Origin of the sequence: Corynebacterium sp. CMW7794 (genome assembly GCF_001563605.1) — a bacterium.
Taxonomy (GTDB): domain Bacteria; phylum Actinomycetota; class Actinomycetes; order Mycobacteriales; family Mycobacteriaceae; genus Corynebacterium; species Corynebacterium phoceense.
On record NZ_KQ961706.1, the window covers coordinates 83,514 to 105,392 of the forward strand.

At 64.0% G+C, this 21,879-nt stretch carries 17 protein-coding genes; 7 read left to right on the forward strand and 10 right to left on the reverse strand.

All coding sequences use genetic code 11. The features are described from left to right. Window positions 1-150 precede the first annotated feature (150 nt). From narI to HMPREF3227_RS00430, 5 genes are read right to left on the reverse strand one after another with little or no spacing between them, the layout of a single operon-like run. Window positions 151-933 (reverse strand): respiratory nitrate reductase subunit gamma, encoded by a 783-nt coding sequence (narI, locus tag HMPREF3227_RS00410; protein WP_066509378.1) that lies wholly within the window; start codon window positions 931-933, stop codon window positions 151-153. 9 nt (window positions 934-942) lie between these two features. Then, entirely contained in the window at window positions 943-1,749 is an 807-nt protein-coding gene (narJ, locus tag HMPREF3227_RS00415; protein WP_066509381.1) for a nitrate reductase molybdenum cofactor assembly chaperone, read from the reverse strand. Further along, window positions 1,750-3,345, reverse strand: coding sequence for a nitrate reductase subunit beta (gene narH / locus HMPREF3227_RS00420; protein WP_066490795.1), 1,596 nt, complete (start codon window positions 3,343-3,345; stop codon window positions 1,750-1,752). It abuts the gene before it with no gap. Next, complete coding sequence (locus tag HMPREF3227_RS00425) at window positions 3,345-7,082, reverse strand: nitrate reductase subunit alpha (protein ID WP_066509383.1); 3,738 nt, start codon at window positions 7,080-7,082, stop codon at window positions 3,345-3,347. Before HMPREF3227_RS00425 ends, narH begins: the two co-directional genes overlap by 1 nt. A 27-nt stretch (window positions 7,083-7,109) precedes the next feature. Continuing rightward, a complete protein-coding gene (locus HMPREF3227_RS00430) occupies window positions 7,110-8,435 on the reverse strand; it encodes a nitrate/nitrite transporter (protein WP_066509389.1) in 1,326 nt (441 codons plus the stop codon). A 235-nt stretch (window positions 8,436-8,670) separates the two neighbouring features. On the opposite strand from HMPREF3227_RS00430, the gene HMPREF3227_RS00435 reads away from it, so the two are divergent. Continuing rightward, window positions 8,671-9,147, forward strand: a complete 477-nt coding sequence (locus tag HMPREF3227_RS00435; RefSeq protein ID WP_066490803.1) for a MogA/MoaB family molybdenum cofactor biosynthesis protein — start codon at window positions 8,671-8,673, stop codon at window positions 9,145-9,147. A 43-nt stretch (window positions 9,148-9,190) separates the two neighbouring features. Here HMPREF3227_RS00435 and HMPREF3227_RS00440 read toward each other — a convergent pair whose 3' ends face one another. The 5 genes from HMPREF3227_RS00440 to HMPREF3227_RS00460 form a co-directional block, all read right to left on the reverse strand. Continuing rightward, complete coding sequence (locus HMPREF3227_RS00440; RefSeq protein WP_066490805.1) at window positions 9,191-9,757, reverse strand: molybdenum cofactor guanylyltransferase; 567 nt, start codon at window positions 9,755-9,757, stop codon at window positions 9,191-9,193. Then, a complete protein-coding gene (gene moaC, locus HMPREF3227_RS00445; RefSeq protein ID WP_066490814.1) occupies window positions 9,757-10,257 on the reverse strand; it encodes a cyclic pyranopterin monophosphate synthase MoaC in 501 nt (166 codons plus the stop codon). Before moaC ends, HMPREF3227_RS00440 begins: the two co-directional genes overlap by 1 nt. A 30-nt stretch (window positions 10,258-10,287) precedes the next feature. Continuing rightward, complete coding sequence (locus tag HMPREF3227_RS00450; RefSeq protein WP_066490815.1) at window positions 10,288-11,514, reverse strand: molybdopterin molybdotransferase MoeA; 1,227 nt, start codon at window positions 11,512-11,514, stop codon at window positions 10,288-10,290. A gap of 11 nt (window positions 11,515-11,525) precedes the next feature. Next, on the reverse strand, window positions 11,526-12,644 hold the full coding sequence (gene moaA, locus HMPREF3227_RS00455) for a GTP 3',8-cyclase MoaA (RefSeq protein WP_066490819.1): 1,119 nt from the start codon (window positions 12,642-12,644) through the stop codon (window positions 11,526-11,528). A 251-nt stretch (window positions 12,645-12,895) separates the two neighbouring features. Beyond that, a complete protein-coding gene (locus HMPREF3227_RS00460; RefSeq protein WP_066509395.1) occupies window positions 12,896-14,668 on the reverse strand; it encodes a long-chain fatty-acid--CoA ligase in 1,773 nt (590 codons plus the stop codon). Between the two features lie 358 nt (window positions 14,669-15,026). Here HMPREF3227_RS00460 and rho point away from each other — a divergent pair, with 358 nt between their 5' ends. The 6 genes from rho to HMPREF3227_RS00490 all read left to right on the forward strand — a co-directional run bounded on the left by rho (window position 15,027) and on the right by HMPREF3227_RS00490 (window position 21,525). Then, window positions 15,027-17,045, forward strand: coding sequence for a transcription termination factor Rho (gene rho / locus HMPREF3227_RS00465; RefSeq protein WP_066509397.1), 2,019 nt, complete (start codon window positions 15,027-15,029; stop codon window positions 17,043-17,045). Beyond that, a complete protein-coding gene (prfA, locus tag HMPREF3227_RS00470) occupies window positions 17,045-18,121 on the forward strand; it encodes a peptide chain release factor 1 (protein ID WP_066509399.1) in 1,077 nt (358 codons plus the stop codon). Before rho ends, prfA begins: the two co-directional genes overlap by 1 nt. A gap of 3 nt (window positions 18,122-18,124) precedes the next feature. Next, a complete protein-coding gene (prmC, locus tag HMPREF3227_RS00475; RefSeq protein WP_066509402.1) occupies window positions 18,125-18,979 on the forward strand; it encodes a peptide chain release factor N(5)-glutamine methyltransferase in 855 nt (284 codons plus the stop codon). Window positions 18,980-19,052: 73 nt separating this feature from the next. Further along, on the forward strand, window positions 19,053-19,715 hold the full coding sequence (locus tag HMPREF3227_RS00480; protein ID WP_066509405.1) for an L-threonylcarbamoyladenylate synthase: 663 nt from the start codon (window positions 19,053-19,055) through the stop codon (window positions 19,713-19,715). A 93-nt stretch (window positions 19,716-19,808) separates the two neighbouring features. Next, the gene (locus HMPREF3227_RS00485) at window positions 19,809-20,984 is read left to right on the forward strand and encodes an MraY family glycosyltransferase (RefSeq protein ID WP_066490844.1); all 1,176 of its coding nucleotides are present in this window, start codon (window positions 19,809-19,811) and stop codon (window positions 20,982-20,984) included. Window positions 20,985-21,033: 49 nt separating this feature from the next. Next, window positions 21,034-21,525: a hypothetical protein gene (locus HMPREF3227_RS00490; protein WP_369814837.1), complete on the forward strand. Its 492-nt coding sequence runs from the start codon at window positions 21,034-21,036 to the stop codon at window positions 21,523-21,525. Window positions 21,526-21,879 lie beyond the last annotated feature (354 nt).

Consider the following 21,879-nt stretch of genomic DNA (forward strand, 5'->3'; position numbering starts at 1 on the left):
TATCTCCCTATCACGGGACGGAATTTGTGGCCGCCGAAGGTGCCTAAGAGCGGCACATGTGGAGGCTTAGACGGCGAAGAAGACACAGGGATCGAGAAACGCCCGCGCTCCTGTGCGAGGAGAGCGGGCGTGGGAGGGGCAGGGCGCGGGTTAGGCGCCGTGCGAAGGTGTCTCGGACTTGTCGAGCTGGGAGTAGTGGTTGCGCACCGGCTCCCAGGCTACGTGGTGGCGCATGTCCGTCGCGCGGGAATCGCGGGAGCGGTAGACCACGTACGGGCGCGTGACGTAGCCGACCGGCGCGGAGAACGCGTGGACTAGGCGGGTGTACGGCCACACGGCGATGATGGTGAAGCCAGCGAGGACGTGGAGCTTGAACTGCCAGGGGACGTCAACCATCGTCTCCGGGTGGATATTGAACACGATGAGGTCGCGCAGCCACGGCGAGATGGTCTCACGGTAGTCGTAGCCTTGCGGGCCGCCGAAGACCTGGGTGGAGAACGTCGCGACGGTGCCCGAGAGCAGCGCCAGGCCCAGGAAGACGTACATCACCTTGTCCGACTTCGAGGTGGACAGGAAGACGGAGCGGTTGACGATGCGGCGGTAGAGCAGGCCACAGAAGCCGAGGACCACGGCGACGGCAGCGATGGAGCCGGGGATCGTCGCGATGAGATGGTAGGCGTGGTCGCTGATGCCGACGGCACGGGTCCAGGACTTGGGCATTGCCAGGCCCATGAGGTGGCCGATGACGACGAAGACCATGCCCCAGTGGAAGAGCGGGGAGGACAGTCGCAGCAGCTTGGATTCGTAAATCTGGGACGAGTGCGTGGTCCAGCCGAACTGGTCGGTGCGCCAGCGCCAGAAGATGCCCACGAAGAAGGCGGCGATAGCGAGCCACGGGAACGCACCCCAGAGGAAGTTATTGAAATATTCCATGGTGGATCCTTAATGAATGTCGGGTTGAGCGGTGGGGAAGGGAAGATCGGCGATACCCACCATCTCAGCGGGCGGGCCGGTTCGGATAAGGTCAACGTATTTCTGCGCGGTCTCCTCGTCGACGTCGGGCAAGGCCTTGCATAGCGCAACGATGAGGTGCGAATACGGCGAGCCAAGCTGCTCCAGCGCGGCGCGGAGCACCTCAATGCCTTCACGATAGCTGGCGAGCATCTCCACCGCGCGGGCATGAGGCTCGCCCTCGGTGTAGGCGAGTGCCTCGAGCATGACGCAGAGGTGGTCTGGCATCTCATCGGAGTCGAGCTCAAAGCCCAAAGACTTGAGCTGCTCACCGATGGACAAGATGGCCATGCCACGCTGACGCGTATCGCCCACCGCGTAGTAGGTGAGGAAGAGCGAGCAACGGCGGCGCTGGTCGAAGGTCTCGACGTAGTGCTCCTCGAGCCCACGCAGGCCGGTCGAGCGCGCCCAGTCCGCAAAGGTCATGAAGTCAGTCGCAATCGCCATGGGCAGCTCACCAAGCTGCTCCTGGACGATGTCGAGGCGCTCGAGGAAGTCCTCGCCCGGGTAACGCAGCAGCACGGAGGCGGCCATGGCGACGAGGCGCCGCTGGTCATCGGTGACCTCGACGGGCGCGACGAGTGTTGCTGGAACCTTACCGGTATGCGTGCGCACGGTGCGCTTGACGTCGGCGGCGCCGCCCATGCTGCCGATGCCGGCGGGCGTGCCGAAGCCCGCGGGGGCATCGTCAGGCTGGGGCACCGGCATGCGCGCGGCGAGCTTTTCGAAGATACCCATTTAGCGCTCCGGGAACATGGAGTCCGGGCGGTCGCCCGTCCAGCTGAGCAAGGAGACCTTGCCTTCCGATGCCGCCGCACCCTCGGTGTGGCAGGCTTCCGGAGCGCCCATGCCGAGGTCATGGAAGACATCGTCGCTGGCGCGGGACGGGTCGACGTTGCCGAAGGGATCGAGCGAGGCGATGCCGCGCGGGGTCTCCGGGGACGCAGTCGGGATGACGTAGCGGTCATCGTACTTCGCGATGGACAGCAGACGGTACATGGAGAGCATGTCCTCGCCGGTCATGCCGACGGCCTGTGCGATCTCTTCCTGCGGTTCGTTGCCCAGGTTGATATCACGCATGTAGGAACGCATGGCGACGAGGCGGCGCAGGGACTTCTCGACGGGCACCGTGTCGCCGGCCGTGAACAGGCCTGCGAGGTACTCGAGCGGGATGCGCATATTCGACAAGGCGGAGAAGAGGATCTTGTGGTCCTCGCCGTCGTTGCCGGACTTGGTCACCTGGTCGACGATGGGGGACAGTGGCGGGATGTACCAGACCATGGGCAGCGTGCGGTACTCCGGGTGGAGCGGCAGTGCCAGACCGTACTTGAAGATGAGGTCGTAGATGGGCGAGTTCTGCGCGGCATCGATCCAGGAGTGCGGGATGCCCGCAGCCTGGGCGGCCTTGACGACCTCCGGGTCGTGCGGGTCGAGCATGATGGACTTCTGTGCCTCGAAGAGGTCCTTCTCGTCCGGGACGGATGCGGCCTCGGCGACGCGGTCAGCGTCGTAGAGGATGACGCCGAGGTAGCGCAGGCGGCCCACGCAGGTTTCGGAGCAGACGGTCGGCTGGCCGACCTCAAGGCGCGGGTAGCAGAGAGTACATTTCTCAGCCTTGCCGGTCTTGTGGTTGAAGTAAACCTTCTTGTAGGGGCAGCCGGAGACGCACATACGCCAGCCGCGGCACTGGTCCTGGTCAACGAGGACGATGCCGTCCTCGGCGCGCTTGTACATGGCGCCGGACGGGCAGGAGGACACGCAGGTGGGGTTCATGCAGTGCTCGCAGATGCGCGGCAGGTAGAACATGAAGGAATCCTCGATCTCCTTCTTCACGGAGAGATTCATCTTGTGCAGCGTGGGGTCCGCGTCCATCGTGGTGGTGGAGCCGCCGAGGTTATCGTCCCAGTTGGAGGACCACTCAATCTTATTGATCTCGCGACCGTCGATCTGGGAGACCGGCTTGGCGGTGGGCTGGGTCTTCTGCCCGGCCTTGGCACCCATGAGGTCCTCGTACTGGTAGCTCCACGGCTCGTAGTAGTCCTGGATGGTGGGCAGGTTCGGATTGTGGAAGATGGTGGCGAGCTTCTTCAAGCGTCCGCCCGCCTTGGGCTTGAGCTTGCCGGAGGAGGTGAGCTCCCAGCCGCCCTTCCACTTCTCCTGGTCCTCCCAGGTGCGCGGGTAGCCCAGACCCGGACGGGTCTCGACGTTGTTGAACCAGATGTACTCGGTGCCTTCGCGGTTGGTCCATGCCTGCTTACAGGTGACTGAACACGTGTGGCAACCGATGCACTTGTCCAGGTTCATAATCATGGAGATTTGGGCCATGACCTTCATTAGTAGGTAACCTCCTGGGAACGACGGCGCACGCGCGTGACCTCGTCACGGTTGTTGCCGGTTGGGCCGATGTAGTTGAAGTGGTAGGTGAGCTGGCCGTAGCCGCCCGCGATGTGAACCGGCTTGATGGAAATACGCGTGAGCGAGTTGTGCGTACCGCCGCGGCGGCCAGTGTGCTCGTTGAGCGGCGTACCCACTGTGCGCTCCTGGGCGTGGTTCATAATCATCGTGCCCTCCGGGATGCGGTGGGAGACGATGGCGCGGGCGGAGACGACGCCGTTGCGGTTGTAGACCTCGACCCATTCGTTGTCCGCGACGCCAATCTTCTTGGCGTCCTTGTCGGACATCCACACGACCTGGCCACCGCGGGAGATGGACAGCACGTGCAGGTTATCGAAGTACTGCGAGTGGATGGACCACTTGTTGTGCGTGGTGAGGTAACGCAGGGTCACCTCGGCCTCGCCGCGCTCGTTGGTCAGCTGCTGACCCGGCTCAAATTCGCCGTGCATGCGGAGGTGGTCGAGCGGCGGGCGGAAGACCGGCAGCGACTCGCCGTAGTCCATGAACCAGTCATGGTCGATGTAGTAGTGCATGCGGCCAGTGATAGTGTGCCACGGCTTGTCGAATTCGACGTTGATGCTAAACGCCGTGTAGCGACGGCCATTGCGCTTATCTGCGGTCCACTCCGGGGAGGTGATGATCTCGGTCGGACGCTCCTTGATGGAGTCCCATGTGATGCGCACATCCTCGTCAGCGGTGCCGAGCGGGGTGAGGTCCTTGCCGGTACGCGACGAGAGGAACTCGAAGCCCTGCTTGGCGAGCTCGCCGTTGGAGACGCCGGACAGATGCAGGATGGCGTCGATGACCTTGGTGTCCTTCGTGAGATCCACGAGCTCGCCCATGGAGGTCTTCTCGGTGCCGCAGATGAGCTTAAGCTCTTCGACCTGCTTCTCCACGTTGAATTTCGTGCCGTGGACGCCGGTGCCGGCCTTGGCCGACAGCGGGCCCAAGTGGGTCCACTTCTCGTAGATCTTCGTGTAGTCGCGCTCGATGGTGGCGATCTTCGGCATGGTCAGCCCCGGGACGAGGCCGACTTCCTTGATATCGGGGACGATTCCGCGGGCCATGCCCATCTCATCCGGGGTGTCGTGGTGGCTCGGCTGCGTGACCACGTCGGTTTGCGTGCCCAGCCACTTCACAGCCATCGCGGACAGCGAGGCAGCGAGGTCACGGAAGACCTCGAAGTCCGTGCGTGCCTCCCACGGCGGGTTAATCGCCGCGTTGAAGGAGTGCAGGTACGGGTGCATATCCGTCGAGGACATGTCGTGCTTCTCATACCAGGTGGCGGCTGGGAGCACGATGTCGGAGACGAGCGTCGTGGATGTGTTGCGGAAATCCGTGGTCAGCATGAGGTCGAGCTTGCCCTCAGGCGCGTCGTCGACCCAGGTGATGGACTTCGGGCGCTCCTCCGGGGAGAGCTCGGCCGCGGTGGCGTCCGAGTCCACGCCCAGCAGATGGCGCAGGAAGAATTCCGTGCCCTTGGCGGAAGAACCCAGCAGGTTCGTGCGCCAGTTGAGCAGGATGCGCGGCCAGTTTTCCTTGGCCGACGGGTTGTTGTAGGAGAACTCGAGGTCGCCGGATTCCAGCTGGTTGACAACGTAATCCTTGATGTCCTGGCCAGCGGCCTTGGCCTCGTCCGCGAGGAGCAGCGAGTTCTTGTTGAACTGCGGGTAGGAGGGCATCCAGCCGCGGGTCATGGCCTCGACCATCGTGTCGGCGACCATCTTGTCTTCGATGGAGCCGTGGCTAGCCAGCGGCGAGCCCAGGTGCGAGGCGTGCGAGTTGTCGTAGCGGTACTGCTCCGTGGCGAAGTAGTAGAAGCCGGTGGAAATCATGTGGCGCGGCGGACGTTGCCAGTCCGTGCCCATGGCCCACTGGGTCCAGCCGTTGATGGCGCGCAGCTTCTCCTGGCCCACGTAGTGAGCCCAGCCGCCGCCGTTAACACCCTGCGTGCCACACATGGAGGTGAGCGCCAGGAATGTGCGGTAGATAGTGTCCGCGTGGAAGTAGTGGTTGACGCCGGCGCCCATGATGATCTGGGAGCGGCCCTGTGAATCTGCGGCGTTCTGCGCGAACTCGCGGCCGATGCGGATGCAGGTCTCAGCGGCGACGCCGGTGAGCTCTTCCTGCCAAGCCGGGGTGCCGACCTCGGAGGCATCGTAGAAGTCCTTGGGCCAGGACCCCGGGAGATTGAGCTCCTCGCGGTTGACGCCATAGTGGGCGAGCAACACGTCGAAGACGGTGGTCACGAGCTGGCCGTCGACCTCGCGGACCGGGACGCCACGGTGGACAACGCCGGCGCCGATCGGCTTATCGGTGCCCACATCGCTCGGGTCAGCATCGAGGTCGAAGCGCGGGAAGAGCACCTCGGCGGTGGAGTAGGAGTCGGTCTCCGCGATGGACATGACCGGATCGGCGTTGCCCAATGAGAGGTTCCACTTGGAGGATTCCATGTCCCAGCGGTCTGCCATCGTGCCGCCCGGGTCGACGACCTTGCCGTCTTCTTCCATGACGAGCGTGCGGTAGGCGGCATTGGGGGAGCCGTTGAGGGAGGCATCGGAAAGCTGGGCAGCGGTGAGGAACTTTCCTGGGGTGTACGTGCCATCCCCGCGGTCCTCGAGGGTGATCAGGAACGGTGAGTCCGTGAACTTACGCATGTAGTTCATGAAATACGGTTCCTGGCGCTCGACGTGGAACTTCTTGAGAATGACGTGGCCCATGGCGAACGCGAGGGCGGCGTCGGTGCCCGGGTTGATCTGCGCCCACTCGTCGGCGAACTTCGTGTTATCTGCGAAGTCCGGGGAGACAACAACGACCTTGGTGCCGCGGTAGCGGGACTCGACCATGAAGTGGGAGTCCGGCGTACGGGTAACCGGAATGTTGGAGCCCCACATCATGAGGTAGGACGAGTTGTACCAGTCGCCTGACTCCGGGACGTCCGTTTGGTCGCCGAAAGTCTGCGGGGAGGCCGGCGGAAGGTCGGCGTACCAGTCATAGAAGGAGAGTGCTACGCCGCCGATGTGCTGAAGGAAGCGCGAACCAGCACCGTAGGAGACCTGCGACATGGCCGGAATAACGGTGAAGCCGAAGATGCGGTCTGGGCCGTGCTCACGAATGGTGTAGACGTGTGCCGCGGCGGCCATCTCGATGGCCTCCTCGTAGGTAATGCGGATGAGTCCGCCCTTGCCGCGCTGCGAGATATAGGCCGCGCGCTTGTCCGGGTCTTCCTGGATGGCGCGCCAGGCGAGGACCGGGTCTCCGGTCTTCTTCTTTTCCTCGCGGTACATGTCGACGAGCACGCCACGGGCGTACGGGTAGCGCACGCGGGTGGGCGAGTAGGTGTACCAGGAGAAGGATGCACCACGCGGGCAGCCGCGCGGTTCGTATTCCGGCATGTCATTGCCGGTGGTGGGGTAGTCCACTGCCTGGGACTCCCAGGTGATGACGCCGTCTTTGACATAGACCTTCCACGAGCAGGAACCGGTGCAGTTCACGCCGTGGGTGGAACGGACCATTTTGTCGAAGGCCCAGCGGTTGCGGTAGAAGACATCAGCCTGGCGGCCGCCCTGGAGGAACAGCTGCTGGCCGGAGTCGCTGGCCTCGCCGTGGCGCAGGTAGGCACCCAGCTTGAACAGCGGGTTGAGTTTGCCATTCTGGGGCTCAACGTGAGTAGTCATGGGTGAAAATACTCCTAGGAAGTTGGTTTAGCCGGGGAACGGAGCGTTGGGGCGGGCGTAGTAGATCCACACGAGCGCCGTGGTGATGATGAAGTAGACCACGCAGCCCCAGAAGAACGTAGCCGCAGGCATGGCGGAAAGCAGCACACCCACGACGAACGGGCCGAAGGCACCAATGGCACCGGTCCAGCCGATGACGCCGCCAGCCTGGCGGGCCGGGAGGATCATAGGCATCTGCTTGAAGGTGCCGGCGTTAGCGAGACCCGTGAAGAAGAACATGATGAGCATGCAGGTGAGGAACCACTTGAACTCGCTCGGGTCGCTCGGGTTGAGGAAGAGCGCGGAGGCTGCGGTGAAGACCGTCATGCCGAGGCAGCCGATGAAAGTCCAGATGGCGCCGCCGAACTTATCGCACAGTGGGCCCCAGAGTGCGCGGACGAGTGCGCCGATGAGTGGGCCGAGGAAGGCGTAGGTCGCGCCCTTGGGCAGGTTCTCGAAGGTGCCTGCGAAAGAGGAGTTAGCGCCGTAGATGTTGTTGATGAGCAGTGCCATCTGAGCCGCGAAGCCGGAGAACGCACCGAAAGTCATGAGGTAGACGATGGTGAGGATCCACGTGTTCTTATTGCCGAAGATGTCGATCTGCTGGCGGAAGTTGGCCTTGATCGGCACGTCCTTGAGCATGGTCCACGCGAGGATAGCTCCGACGAGGGCCCACGGCACGAGGAAGATAGCCGGGTTGTGCACGAAGATATCGCCCTCATCCGTGCGCTGCGGCGCCACGAAGCCGATGCCCAGGAGCGTAAAGCCCATGAGCCACGGCGCGACGAGCTGAATGAAGGAGATACCGAAGTTACCGATACCGGCCTGGATGCCCAGCGCGGTGCCCGACATGCGCTTGGGGAAGAAGTAGCCGGTGGACGGCATAAAACCGGAGAAGACGCCGCCGCCGACGCCGGAGAGGAAGGCCAGCACCATGAACCACCAGAACGGGGTCGAGGTGTTTTGCACGGCGAAGAACCAGCCGAGCATCGGGATGATAAACAGCAGGGAGGACAGCGTCACGAGCTTGCGCGTGCCGATGATCGGCGGCAGGAACATGAACAGCAGTCGGAACAGGCCGCAGGCGAGGCCCGAGATGGAGGTGAGCCAGTACAGCTGGCTCTTCGACAGATCAAAGCCGATCTGGTTGAGCATCGGCGCGATGGCGGATACCAAGTACCACGTGGCGAAGCCGATGATGAGGATAAAAGTGGAGAGCCAGAGGGTCTTCCACGCGATCTTGGAATCCCAGTGGTCTGGATCTTCCGGGTTCCATCCCTGAATGGTAGAACCGGAGGTATCGAGGGCGGTCATTATTTTCCTTGCCATATCTCGTAGAAAAGGGTTCCTTCCCAATTTATCGTGGTTTATGCTGGAGCATGACCTTTTTCACGGGTTCTTCCGTGTTTAATTACGGCATGAAAATGTTGCGAAAATAATTCACTCGCGCCCGGTGCAGGTTAACTTGAAGAAGGTCACCCTAAGTTTTGTTTACGTTTGAATGTGTTGAATTTGTCACACATTGTGTACGGAATTGAAGGAGTCAGATATGACGCCCACCACGGCCGCCATCATCGTTACCGCCGACAGGATTCTCAGCGGCGAAAAGCCCAATACGGCGGGTGAACTCGCGGCGTCGCTTATGGTAGATGCGGGCTTCGAAGTGGGCTCCCACGTCGTGATCGCGGAAGGCTACGCCCGTGTTGCGGAGGCGCTGCGCGCCGAGGTGCGCGCTGGCACGCACGTTATCGTCGTCATCGGCGGCACGGGCGTAGGCACCACGAATTACACGCCAGAAGTCACCGCGGAGTTCGTCACCGCGCGGCTTACCGGCCTGGAGACCCAAGTCTTGCTCAAGGGGCTGGAGTCCTCGCACAAGGCGGGGCTGTCGCGTGGAATCATCGGCATGACGGATCGCGGCGGTGGATCGCTCATCATCAACTCGGCGTCCTCGCGCGGCGCGGTCGCTGACACGCTTGGTGTGGTGCTGCCACTCGTGGGGGATATCTTCCGGGACGCCCGTTAGGCCTTCAGTATTAGGTCTTCAGTGTTAGGCCTTCAGCCTTCGACTAGGTTGAGGCGCGGGCAGCCCAGGCACACAATTCGGCGGGGGTGTCGTAGTCGACTTCGGCACCAGTGCCGGGCACGCGGACAAGGGCGCCGGGGGCGGCGCGCAGGAGACGGCGCGCGGATGTATTGTGCGGCGAACCTAGCGCCGCCAGCGCGGCCGCAAGCGCGTCCGCGTTCCACAGCGCGATGAGCGGCTGGATGCGTGAGCCGGTCGTGGCGACGGCTGCCGATGCCCCCGGTGCGGCGTCGAGGGCCGCTACCAGGCGGGGAAGCATGCGCGGGGAATCGGGCGCATCGACGGAGAGCACCGCGACCCGCGGGGTGTCGAGCGCGTGGAAGCCGGTGGCGATGCCGGCGACGGGACCGCCAAAGAGCGGAGACTCGCAGACTTGCGGCAGACCCAGCGGGTACGGCGAGACCACCGCGGTGGGCGTGCCGTAGGGCAGCGCGGCGAGCACGTGGTCAATAAGGCGCGCGCCGCGCGCGGTGACGGAGCCTTTATCCACGCCGCCCATGCGTGTGCCGCGTCCGCCGGCGAGGACGATGACTCCGGTTGTGGGGCGCATTACTCAGCGGCCGGGATTTCGGCGAGCTCCGGCAGCTCGCGAGACCAATCGCCGGAGCGGCCGCCGGACTTGGCGACGATGCCCGTACGGCGAATGTAGGCGGCGCGGTCGACGCCCTTGACCATGTCGATGACGGCGAGCGCCGCGACGGAGACGGCGGTGAGTGCTTCCATCTCTACGCCCGTGCGGTCTGCGGTGCGCACGGTGGCTTCAATGAAGACGCAGTCCTCGCGCAGCTCAAGGTCGACCGCAGCGCCGTGGACGCCGATAGTGTGGGCGAGAGGAAGGAGCTCCGGAACCTTTTTCGCCGCGGCGATGCCGGCCACGCGGGCGACGGCGAGGACGTCGCCCTTGGGCACCGTGCCGTCGCGCAGCGCGGCAAGGACCTCCGGCGAGCAGTAGACCTCGCCGCAGGCGGTGGCCGTGCGCACGGTGGGCTTCTTTTCCGTGACGTCGACCATGTAGGCGGCGCCGGCGTCGTTGAGGTGAGTGAACTTCATGAGGGCTCCAATCAGTGGGAAATCTGGGGGTTAGTAAAAGTAGACGTCGACGGATGCGCCGTCTGGGAGCGTGGACTCGAGGACAGCGTAGCCGTGTGTGCCGGCGAGCGAGCCGACGAGGTGACTGCCCACGTGGCGGCCGCTAAAGGGCGTGGCTCGCGGCGGCGAGACGGTGAAGTCCAGGCGCACGGGCACTATGAGGACGCGGTCGCGTACGCGCGGGAATTCAGCGTCGGGCTGGGCGACAACGCGCGGGGCAGGGGCGTTGGGCAGACCGCGCAGGCGCCGCAGGACCGGCGCACCGTAGAGATGGAAGGACACGAAAGCCGCCACGGGATTGCCCGGGAAGGAGAGTACGGGCACGCCACGCCACGTCGAGGCACCCTGTGGCGCGCCGGGTTTCTGGCAGACCTCGCCGAACCAGGCGTCAGGCGAGGCGCCGAGGACCTCGTGAACAACGTCGAAGGCACCGGCGGACACGCCACCGGAGGTGATGATGAGATCGACCCCGGCAGCGGCGAGCGAATCGAGCTCCGCCGCGAGCGCCTCGGGTGAGTCCACGACGTGACGGTACGTGACCTCACTGGCGCCAGCAACGCGGGCGAGCTCAGCGAGCATGGGGCCATTGGAATTGGGAAGCGCCCCAGCCGGGAGCGAGGAGAGCGCCGCGGCGTCGGTCGCCGTGAGCAGCTCGGAGCCGGACGTCACGACGGCGACGGACGGCGCCGGGTAGGCAGAAACCGAGGCGACGCCTGCCGACACGAGCGCGGCGAGGGTGGGCGCATCCGCAGGCGTGCCAGCAGTCGCCGCGGGGTGGCCGGGCTGGAGGCTATCGCCCGCGCGCCGGATATGCGAGCGCTCGCCCAGCCTAAAAACAGTGACCGACTCTGGCAGCGGGTGCGGGCCGGACGGAATGTTGGTGTCCTCGACCGGGATGACGGCAAGTCCGGAAGGATCTCCGGTGGGTGCGCCCGTCATAATGCGCACGGCGTGGCCAGCAGGCACGGACAGCGGCGCGGAGCCCGCGGGGACATCGCCTGCGACGGGCAGCGTCCACGGGCCTTTGCCCTTGAGATCGGCACGGCGGACGAGGAAGCCATCCATTGCCGAGTTATCGAAAGGCGGGACGGGGAAACGTGCAGGAGCGTCAGCAGCGAGAACGCGGCCAGGCAGCTCCGCGAGCGGTGTGTCGACGGGCATGGCCGGATGTGCTAGCGCGAGGACGCGCGCGCGGTGCGCAGCGATGGTAACGGACATAGATGTCTACGTTAGCCGCCAATGGCGGACATAGGACGATCTGGTTGCAAGAAGCCTTCGTCGTTGACGCCGTGGCCCGGCAGCTTGGCCCACATCTCGCCGGCCCAGGCGGTCATGAGCTCCTCGTCGGTGGCACCCGCACGCATGAGGTCGCGCAGGGACGTCTCCGAGTTGCCGAAGAGGCAGTTGCGCACCGCGCCATCCGTGGTAAGCCGCGTGCGGTCGCAGTCGCCGCAGAAAGGATGCGTCACCGAGGCGATGATGCCGATCGTGCCGTGGAGGGTGCCATCGTGGGAGGTTACCTCCCACAGCTCGGCCGGGGCGGAGCCGCGCGGCTCGCGGGCCGGGGTAAGTTCCAAGTCTTCGCGCAGGTAATCGAGGATTTGGTCCGCCGTGACGAGCTGGTCGCGGCGCCACTTCTCACGCGGACCCAGCGGCATCTGTTCGATGAAGCGCAGCTGCGCGCCGTGCTCGAGGCAGAAGCGGGCGAGCGGGACGATGCCGTCCTCATTAACGCCCGGCATGACCACGGCGTTGACCTTGACGGGGTGAAGGCCCGCTTCGCTCGCGGCAGCGATGGCCTTGAAGACATCCTTGATACGGTCGCGGCGGGTGAGCTGCGCGTAGAGCTCGCGGTCGATGGTGTCGAGCGAGATGTTCACGCGGTCGAGGCCCGCCTCCTTGAGCGCTTTAATGCGGCGGGGTAGGCCTAGACCGTTGGTGGTGAGCGCGATGGTGGGCGCGACACCTTCGTCAGTGCGCAGCTGCTTGGTTGCCGCGATGATTTTCTCCAGGGACTTGCGCAGTAGCGGCTCGCCGCCGGTAAAACGCACTTGGCGAATACCGAGACGTTCGACGCCCAAGCGGATAAGGCGGATGGTCTCCTCGTCGGAGAGGGTGTGTTCCGTGGGCATCCAATCGAGGCCCTCGGCGGGCATGCAGTACGTGCAGCGCAGATTGCAGCGGTCAGTCAGGGAGACGCGCAGGTCGCGCGCGACGCGGCCGTAGCGGTCGATGAGCGCGCGCGAACCGTCCGCATGAGCTGCGGGCATATCCGCGGGTGGCGTGGGAGCGCCGCCGATGCGCGGCAGCGGAAGTGCGACGCGGGTGAGTTGAGACGGGGAAGTCATAGGGTTTCCACCATAGCTTGGACGTGGGCACGGGTATAAACAATATAACGCGGGTTTGTTCGTGTTTATTCCCTGGGCGTGTCGAGCTGCCGTAAGTAGTGCTGACCCACCGAGAGTGCTCTCCCCGCAATAACGGGATTTCGCGGAAACGGCGGCGCAGCATCCAGGCCGTCACGGCGAGCGTGGTGAGCACGGAGCCGGTGATGATGCTCAGCGTCGCCCCGTTAATGCCGGAAGCGGCGACGGCCAGCCTAGAATTCCTCCGCTTCGAACTCGTCGAACTCGGGACGGTGGGTCTCGCCCGGACCGGAGAGGCGAATGATGTTGTACTCACCTTCGGCCAGGTGCATGCGCAGGTCCTTCTTATCGAATTTATCCACGGAGGTCTTATCAATGGACTTCACGAAGGTCCAGTATTCCGGCAGCATCCAGCTGGGTAGCTCCTTGCGCATCGCGTTGCGCAGGGACTCAGCCGTCTCAATGGTGGGGGAAGTCTGCGGGTCGAGCACGGTGACGGCGAGCGGACGTTCGCCCCACTGCTTATCCGGGTAGCCGATGACGGCGGCCTCGATAACGCGCGGGTCAGACATGATGAGGTTTTCCAGCTGGACCGAGTAGATCCACTCGCCGCCGGAGCGAATGACGTCGCGGGCGCGGTCCTCGATGGTGAGGAAGCCGTCGTGTGTGACGGAGCCAACGTCGCCGGTGCGCAGCCAGCCATCTGCGGTGAACTTGGAGGCGGCGTTCTCCACAGCCTTGCCGCGGAACTCGCTGGCCGGGCCACCCGAAGAAGCCGTGGGGGAGTCGTAGTAGGACGCGGTGACGAGGTTGCCCCGCACCTGAATCTCGCCGGAGTTGCGGTCCGTCTTGGGCACGACTTGGCCGTCGTTGACCACGCGGTACTGTAACGAGGCGGGAATGCGCCCCTGGGAGATGCGGTAGGCCCAGCGCGCCGGGCCGTTGACGCCCTGCGGTGGGCGGGCGACGGAGCCCACGGTGGAGGTTTCCACCATTCCCCACACGTGGATGACGTCCACGCCGTAGCGTTCCTCCCAGACCTTGATGAGCTGCGGCGGCACCGGCGAGCCGCCCGCGTAGATCTCAGTGAGCGACATGCGCTCCGGCGGGTTTTGCATGTAGTGGACGATGAGCTGGAGCCAAATAGTGGGCGCGCCGTGCGCCACGCGCGGGTGGGTCGCAGCGATGAGCTTGGACAGCGTGGGTGCCGAGACATCCGAGTCCGGAAGAACCAACGGGGTGCCCGTCATAAACGCTGCAAAGGGTACGCCCCAGCTGAGCACGTGATAGATGGGGATGCAGCATAAGAAGGTCTCGCCGTGCGTGACGCACAGCGAATCCGAGGAACGCAGCTGCATGGCCTCCAAGTAAATGGAGCGGTGGGAGTAGACCACGCCCTTGGGCGCGCCGGTCGTACCCGTGGAGTAGCACAGCGCCGCCGCAGTGCGCTCGTCGAGCTCCGGCCAGCGGTAGCGCGAGGACTTGCCGTCGAGGAGCTGCTCGTAGGAGTACGTCGCGACGCTGCGGGGCATGTGGAGGGCGGCATCGGCAAGCCCGACCGAGCCAGTAAAGACCACGGACTCGACCTCCGGCGCGCCGCTTAAGATACGCTTCAGCTGCACGGCCAAGCGCGGGTCCGCAACGATGACCTTCGCCTGCGAGTGGTTGATGATGTGGCGAATCTGGTCATTCATGAGCTGCTTATTAAGCGGCACGAAGACCGCGCCCTTACACGCTGTGCCGAAGAGAATCTCCAGGTGCTCCGCGCAATTCCACATTAGCGTGGCCACGCGCTCGTCGCCGGTAACCCCCAGGTCTTCGTGCAACGCATGCGCCCACGCCGCCGCACGCGCTCCGATATCGGCAAACGTTGCGACCTCTTGTGGCTCCTCGCCCGCGGCCGTGTCCCCACGCCACGTGGTCACCGGGGTGGCCCCGTGGACCGTGGACCCGTAGTCCAAGATGCGTGAGATATTCAGCGGCACGTCCTGCATCGTCGAAAGCATGCCCTTTATGGTAGCCGCACACCTGCCACGCGTGGGTGCCTGTTGCGACATGGGGCGAGCGGTGATCTATACTGGGTGGCGACTGTGCGGATTGTGACGGTCGCCCCCTTTGACGCGCTGCACTCGGCGTGCTCGGCTCGAAGACTCGTGGCGCCGCTGTCCCCGCGAATTTCATTCCACCAGTCACCCGATTTCTACTCATGGCCGCGTGTGTCTTCACTCACGGGTAACGCGTTTCGCACCGTGATTGCGTCCATGGGCATTCATAGACATTGTTTGAAGATGGCTCCCTGGGCCTTATCGCACGTGCGTGCGCGGCGATCCCACCCATGGCCCGGGGAGAAACGAAAGGATATCCGTGAGCACTACGGACACCACCGCAGCCGCTGACCTTGCGTCGATGAAGCTGCCGGAACTGCGCAAGCTCGCCGCCGAGCGCGGCCTCAAGGGCATTTCGGGCCTGCGCAAGGGGGAACTCATTGAGGCGTTGACCACGGGCACCGCGCCGAAGCGCGCTAAGGCTGCCAAGGCTGCCGATGCCCCCGCGACCTCCGCGCCCAAGCGCAACGTCCTAGGCGGCGACAGCCCGCGCCGCGTCCCGCGCAAGGCTGCCTCCGAAAACGCTTCTGTCTCTGCAGCCGTAGAAAATGCCGCTGAGCAGGAGCCGCAGGAGCAGGCCAACCAGGGTGAGAAGCAGGACGGCGGCGATAACCGCACCTACGAGTCCCGCTCTCAGGCCCGCCGCGCCCGCCGCAATCGTGCGCGCCGCGAGGCCCGCAACGAGCAGGGGGAGAACGGTGCGCAGGACGACGACTCGAAGAAGTCCCTGCGCGAGCGCAGCCGCGTCGGCGACGACGAGGCTGCACAGGACTCCTCTGCCGACTCCAACGCGGGCGATAGCGCTGAGCGTTCTTCCGAAGACCAGCGCAACCACGACGAGCAGCGTGGCCGCGGCAACCGCCGCGGCCGTCACGGCGACCGCAACACTGATCGCGGTAACGATCGAAATAGCGATCGTGGCGAGAAGAACGACAATGACGGCCAGAACGACAAGAACGGCCGCAACCGCCACAACAACGACGACGAGGGCAATGGTCGCCGCGGTCGCCGCGGACGTCGCAATCGTCGCAATCGCGGTGGCAACGACGGTCAGGGTGGCAACAATCACGGCGGCAACGGCGATCTGCAGGTCCGCGAGGGCGACGAGCTGCAGGCCGTGGGCGGCATCCTTGAGGTCGTCGACAACAACGTGGCCTTCCTGCGCACGACCGGCTACCACGCCGCGGGCAGCGACGTCTTCGTCAACAACAACTTGGTGCGCCGCTTGGGTCTGCGCTCCGGCGACGCTGTGACCGGCCAGGTCAAGGTCGGAGCTGGTACTAAGACGCTGGGCAACGGCCGTAACCGCCGCAAGTACAACCAGCTCGTGCAGGTCGACTCCGTCAACGGCCTCGACCCGCAGACGGCGAAGGATCGCCCAGAGTTTAGCAAGCTCACGCCGCTCTACCCGAACCAGCGCCTGCGCCTAGAGACGGATCCCAAGATCCTCACCACGCGCGTCATCGACCTCATCATGCCGATTGGTAAGGGACAGCGCGCGCTCATCGTCTCCCCGCCGAAGGCCGGTAAGACGACCATTCTGCAGAACATCGCGAATGCGATTTCCACGAATAACCCGGAGTGCTACCTCATGGTTGTCCTCGTTGACGAGCGTCCTGAGGAAGTCACGGATATGCAGCGCAGCGTCAAAGGCGAGGTCATTGCCTCGACCTTCGACCGTCCGCCGTCAGAGCACACCGCCGTCGCGGAGCTGGCCATCGAGCGCGCCAAGCGCCTCGTGGAGCAGGGCAAGGACGTCGTCGTCCTCCTCGACTCCATTACCCGTCTGGGCCGCGCGTACAACAACTCGTCCCCGGCCTCGGGCCGCATCCTTTCCGGTGGTGTGGACTCCAACGCGCTCTACCCGCCGAAGCGCTTCCTGGGTGCTGCGCGCAACATCGAAAACGGCGGCTCGCTCACCATCATCGCCACCGCGATGGTGGAGACCGGCTCCACGGGTGACACGGTCATCTTCGAGGAGTTCAAGGGCACCGGTAACGCGGAGCTCAAGCTGGACCGCGCGATTTCCGAGCGCCGCATCTTCCCGGCCGTCGACGTTAACCCGTCCGGCACCCGTAAGGACGAGCTCCTGCTCGTCCCAGAGGAGGCGCGGATCATGACGAAGCTGCGTCGCATCCTCTCTGGCCTCGACTCGTTCGCGGCCATTGACCTGCTTATCAAGCAGCTCAAGAAGACCAAATCGAATGGCGAGTTCCTCATGCAGATCGCCAGCTCCGCGCCCATGGTCGCGGACAAGGATGTGGAGGATTACGTCTAATGGCTAGCCAAGTTTCCCTCGTTGACGACATCGTCTCCGAGTACCAAGGCATCGAAATGCAGATGGCCGACCCTGAGGTGGCCGGTGATCAAAAGATGTTCCGCAAGCTGTCCAAACGCTATGCGGAGCTTCGTCCCATCGTGAGCATCAACAATGAGCTCGTACAGGCTCGCGAGGATCTCGCGGACGCCAAGGAGATGGCCTACGAGGACCACGACTTCCAGGCGGAGGTCGACCGCCTCGAGCCGCTCGTGGTCGAGCTCGAAGAAAAGCTCGCTGACTTGCTCGCGCCCCGCGACGAGCACGATGGCGACGACATCATTATGGAGATCAAGGCTGGCGCCGGTGGCGAAGAGGCCGCCCTCTTCGCTGGCGACCTAGCCCGCATGTACGAGCGCTTCGCCGATAAGGCCGGCTTCGCGTGGGAGGTCCTCGGCCTCAACGAATCCGACCTGGGCGGCGTGAAGGACATGTCCATCTCCTTCAAGTCCAAGACCCCGTCGCGCGACGGCGCCTGGTCCGTCTTCAAATTCGAGGGCGGCGTACACCGCGTCCAGCGCGTGCCGGTTACCGAATCCCAGGGCCGCATCCAGACCTCCGCGGCCGGCGTGCTCGTCTACCCGGAGCCGGACGAGATCGAGTCTGTCAGCATCGACGAGAAGGATATCCGCGTCGACGTCTACCGTTCTTCCGGTAAGGGCGGCCAGGGTGTTAACACGACCGACTCGGCCGTGCGTATCACCCACCTGCCCACCGGCCTGGTTGTGACCTGTCAGAAGGAACGCTCCCAGATCCAGAACAAGGCGCGTGCCCTGCAGGTTCTGCAGGCCCGACTAGACCAGATGGAGCGCGAGGCCCGCGAGGCCGAGGCCGGCGAACAGCGCGCTTCCCAGGTGCGCACCATGGACCGTTCCGAGCGCATCCGCACCTACAACTGGCCGGAGAACCGCATCACGGACCACCGCATTGGCTACAAGGCCAATAATCTGGACCACGTGTTGAACGGCGACATGCAGGATCTCATCACGGCCCTGCAGGCCCAGGAGCGCGCCGAGCGCCTCGAGGCCGAGGACTAAACGGTGCCCCACACCTACGGACAGGCGCTTCGCAGTGCTGCGGAGCGCCTTCGCGCGTCTGGTGTGTCCAGCCCCGAGTGGGACGCGAGACTCATGGCCGCGTATCTCATACACACCGGACACATGGATATTCCTCTCCATGAGAAACCCATGCCCGGCTTCGACGTCGCCTATGAGGCACTCGTCGCCCGCCGCGAACGCCGCGAGCCGCTTCAGCACGTCCTTGGCGTTGCGTGGTTCGGACCCCTAGAACTCGAGGTCGGCCCCGGTGTGTTCATCCCGCGTCCAGAGACCGAGGTCCTCGCGGAGTGGGCGGTGCACTCGCTCCGCACCGCGCGCGCAGCGAGCGGGACGCCGCTGGTGGTGGACTTGTGCACCGGCTCCGGAGCTTTGGCAGCGTATATCGCGCACGAGGTCCCGAACACCCGGGTTTATGCCGTCGAGCTTTCCGATGCCGCCTTCTCCTACGCCCAACGCAACCTCGCCGACTCCGGCGTGACGCTCATCCAAGGCGATGTCACGGATCCCGAAATCCTGGCGGAGCTTAATGGTAGCGTCGACCTCATCGTGACGAACCCGCCCTACGTTCCAGAGACCGATGACCTGGAGCCGGAGGTCTACGCCGACCCGCACGAGGCGGTCTTCTCCGGTGCAGACGGCATGACGCTCATTCGACAGATAGTGCCGGCGGTGTCCCGCTTGCTGAAACCGTGCGGCCGCGTGGGCATCGAACACGACGATACGACCAGTTCCTTGGTCCAGGCCGCGCTGCATGACGCCGGGGGATTTGCAGCAATTAAACCCCTCAAGGATCTCACGGGCACACCACGCTTCGTGACTGCCCTACGAGACGAGTAAGCTAGTCCGGGTTAACAGGAACGCACCCCATTAACCGTCCCCACACACCGTCAAGGCTGGAGAATCCTTAGACATGCAAGGAAAGATTTATAACTGCGCCGATGAGGCCACCCGTGCCGAGGGCATCGCTGAAGCCGTCAAGGCCGCGAAGTCTGGGCGCCTGGTCGTCATGCCGACGGATACCCTCTACGGCATCGGCTGCGATGCCTTTGACAACGACGCCGTAGCGAGCCTGCTCGCTGCGAAACACCGCGGTCCGGATATGCCGGTGCCGGTGCTCGTCGGTTCCTGGGATACGTACAAGGGGCTCGTCGCGTCGATGACGGACACCATGCAGCTGCTCGTCGAGGCATTCTGGCCGGGCGGACTGTCCATCGTCGTTCCGCAGGCTCCCAGCCTGCCGTGGAACCTGGGCGATACCCGCGGCACTGTGATGCTGCGCATGCCCTTGCAGCCCGTAGCTATCGAGCTGCTCCGCGAGGTCGGTCCTATGGCCGTTTCCTCTGCCAACATCTCGGGACACACTCCGCCGACCACGGCCATCGCCGCCAAGCAGCAGTTGGGTAAGGCCGTGTCCGTGTACCTTGACGGGGGAGAGGCCGCCATCGGCAAGCCGTCGACCATCGTCGACCTGTCCCAGGCGCACCCGTACCTCCTGCGCGAAGGCGCGATCTCTGCCGAGCAGATTTCTGAGGTCATCGGTGTTCCTGTGGAGGCTCTGCGCACGCGTCCGTAACTGGCCGTCCGCGAATAACCATTCAGAACTGATACTGCCCGGCGCCGATCTCCCCGTGGAGTAGAGCGCGACATGACGAAGGAAGAAGGATAGATGGCTGGAACCGGCGTACCGCTGCGTGAGCTTGGTCTTGTGCTGCTCGTCGCCGCCGCCATCACGTACTTGTGCACCGGCGCGGTGCGCTCGTTGCTTGTCCGCACCGGACGCGTGGCGGAGATCCGCCAGCGCGACGCACACTCGCAACCTACCCCGCAGCTGGGCGGTGTGGCGATGTTTACCGGTTTCATCGCGGCCATCTTTCTTGCCCAACAGCTTCCAGCCTTGACGCGCGGGTTTATGCCCGTCACCCCGGAGATGACCGCGGTCCTCTGGTCGGCCGCCGCCATCGTCCTGGTCGGCATCATCGATGACCTCTACGAACTGTCTGCCATGGTCAAGCTCGTGGGACAGGTGGTCGCCGCCGGCGTCATGAGTGTGCTGGGGCTGAGCTGGACTCTCTTCTTCGTCCCGGCAGGCGATGGAACGACCATTGTCCTCGACCAAGTCCAGTCCACACTCTTTACTGTGTTCATTACGGTGTTGCTCATCAACGCGATCAACTTCGTCGATGGCCTGGATGGGCTGGCTGCGGGCCTGGGCATGATCGCAGGGGCCGCAATCCTCATCTTCTCCTTGACCGTCCTGCATGACCAAGGTGGCGCGGTCTCGGCGTACCCGCCGGCCATCATCGCGGCGGCGCTCGTGGGCATTTGTTCCGGAATCCTTCCGCACAACTTTGAGCCTTCCCGCATCTTCATGGGAGATACCGGCGCCATGCTCATCGGCTTGCTGCTCGCCGCTGCGTCGACCTCGGCCTCGGGCAAGATCAACATGTCGCTCTATGGCGGCGTGGACATGGTGGCTCTCATGAGCCCCTTAATCGTGGTGGCGGCCGCAGTCTTTGTGCCCGTGCTCGACCTCGTGTGGGCCGTCGTACGCCGCGTCTCGCACGGCAAATCCCCGTTCGCAGCGGACAAGCTCCATATCCACCACCGCCTGCTCTCCCTGGGACACACACATCGCCGAACGGTGCTCGTGCTCTACATGTGGGTCTCTGCTGTGGCGTTTGGTGCAGTGAGTTTCTCTATCGTGCCGCCGGCGGCTGCGGTGACTTTTACCATCGTCGCGCTAGTCCTCGCTTTCGTTGCGACGCTCATTCCGCTGCGACAAGGCAAGATCGGTCGAAAGCGTCGACCGACAACGGTCGTGGAGCACGTCCATCCGGCCTAAGCGACTTAAGCATTGGGGGAGTGCGAAGGGTGCGGTATTATCGTCTCCCGTGTCTGAATCCACCGCTTCCCACAACGACAACTCCGCGGACAATTCCGCGGACACTTCCGCGCAGCTGCCTCCGCTCAACAGTGTTGAGGGCATTGATGACCCGCGCCGTCCGCTTCAGCGTGCCGTGAGCTTTGGCTGGAAAGGCCTTGTAGCTATCACGATTGTGTCGCTCGCTATCTGGGGCGGCGTAGCTGGGCTGCCGGGTATCTGGGGAGTGCTCATCGGAGCGGCCATCGGCGGCGCATTCGTCTTGATGACGGCAGCGTCGGTGCTTTTTACCTCCAATACGACGTCTAATACGACCCTTGCTGTCGTATTCGGTGGCTGGTTGCTCAAGCTTGTGCTCTTGATTATTGTCATGGCGGCTATTCGTGATCTCGAGTTCTACCATCACGTGGCCTTGTTCATCACCGTGGTCGCCGTTCTCGTGGTTGTCCTGGCCTCCGAGGTGTGGGGAGTTATGACTTCGCAGATGTCGAATGTCTTCTAAAAATTAGCTCAGCACTGGTCCACGCCCGTCCCCGAAGAAGTGGGGGCGGGCATTCGGTGTTGATACGTGCTTTAAGAGTTTAATCCCCCGGTTAGGGGCGGGTTGAATAAGTGCAGCTACCCCCATTTACTGCGGGATCATCTCCTTTGTGACGCATCTTACTTATGTCAGGTGAGCAGGGTAAATCGCGTGCTCAGTGACACGGGTTTGTGATAAAAGTCGCTATGCGTTGTCAGGCGAAACAAAAGCGCGCCCCCGCGGGCGAAAACCCCTTACCAACCTGATATTATTTAGCGCGGGTTACCGCAGATTCGACATTTTCACCGCATAACCTGCGAGGATGACGGATCTTGG

What these genes read in the sequence shown, in the direction of transcription:
- HMPREF3227_RS00435 (WP_066490803.1), top strand. Translation starts at nt 8,671, where the DNA reads ATGACGCCCACCACGGCCGCCATCATCGTTACCGCCGACAGGATTCTC.
- HMPREF3227_RS00440 (WP_066490805.1), bottom strand. Translation starts at nt 9,757, where the DNA reads ATGCGCCCCACAACCGGAGTCATCGTCCTCGCCGGCGGACGCGGCACA.
- HMPREF3227_RS00480 (WP_066509405.1), top strand. Translation starts at nt 19,053, where the DNA reads ATGCAAGGAAAGATTTATAACTGCGCCGATGAGGCCACCCGTGCCGAG.
- narJ (WP_066509381.1), bottom strand. Translation starts at nt 1,749, where the DNA reads ATGGGTATCTTCGAAAAGCTCGCCGCGCGCATGCCGGTGCCCCAGCCT.
- HMPREF3227_RS00485 (WP_066490844.1), top strand. Translation starts at nt 19,809, where the DNA reads ATGGCTGGAACCGGCGTACCGCTGCGTGAGCTTGGTCTTGTGCTGCTC.
- moaC (WP_066490814.1), bottom strand. Translation starts at nt 10,257, where the DNA reads ATGAAGTTCACTCACCTCAACGACGCCGGCGCCGCCTACATGGTCGAC.
- narI (WP_066509378.1), bottom strand. Translation starts at nt 933, where the DNA reads ATGGAATATTTCAATAACTTCCTCTGGGGTGCGTTCCCGTGGCTCGCT.
- prfA (WP_066509399.1), top strand. Translation starts at nt 17,045, where the DNA reads ATGGCTAGCCAAGTTTCCCTCGTTGACGACATCGTCTCCGAGTACCAA.
- HMPREF3227_RS00430 (WP_066509389.1), bottom strand. Translation starts at nt 8,435, where the DNA reads ATGACCGCCCTCGATACCTCCGGTTCTACCATTCAGGGATGGAACCCG.
- HMPREF3227_RS00425 (WP_066509383.1), bottom strand. Translation starts at nt 7,082, where the DNA reads ATGACTACTCACGTTGAGCCCCAGAATGGCAAACTCAACCCGCTGTTC.
- moaA (WP_066490819.1), bottom strand. Translation starts at nt 12,644, where the DNA reads ATGACTTCCCCGTCTCAACTCACCCGCGTCGCACTTCCGCTGCCGCGC.
- HMPREF3227_RS00450 (WP_066490815.1), bottom strand. Translation starts at nt 11,514, where the DNA reads ATGTCCGTTACCATCGCTGCGCACCGCGCGCGCGTCCTCGCGCTAGCA.
- narH (WP_066490795.1), bottom strand. Translation starts at nt 3,345, where the DNA reads ATGAAGGTCATGGCCCAAATCTCCATGATTATGAACCTGGACAAGTGC.
- HMPREF3227_RS00460 (WP_066509395.1), bottom strand. Translation starts at nt 14,668, where the DNA reads ATGCTTTCGACGATGCAGGACGTGCCGCTGAATATCTCACGCATCTTG.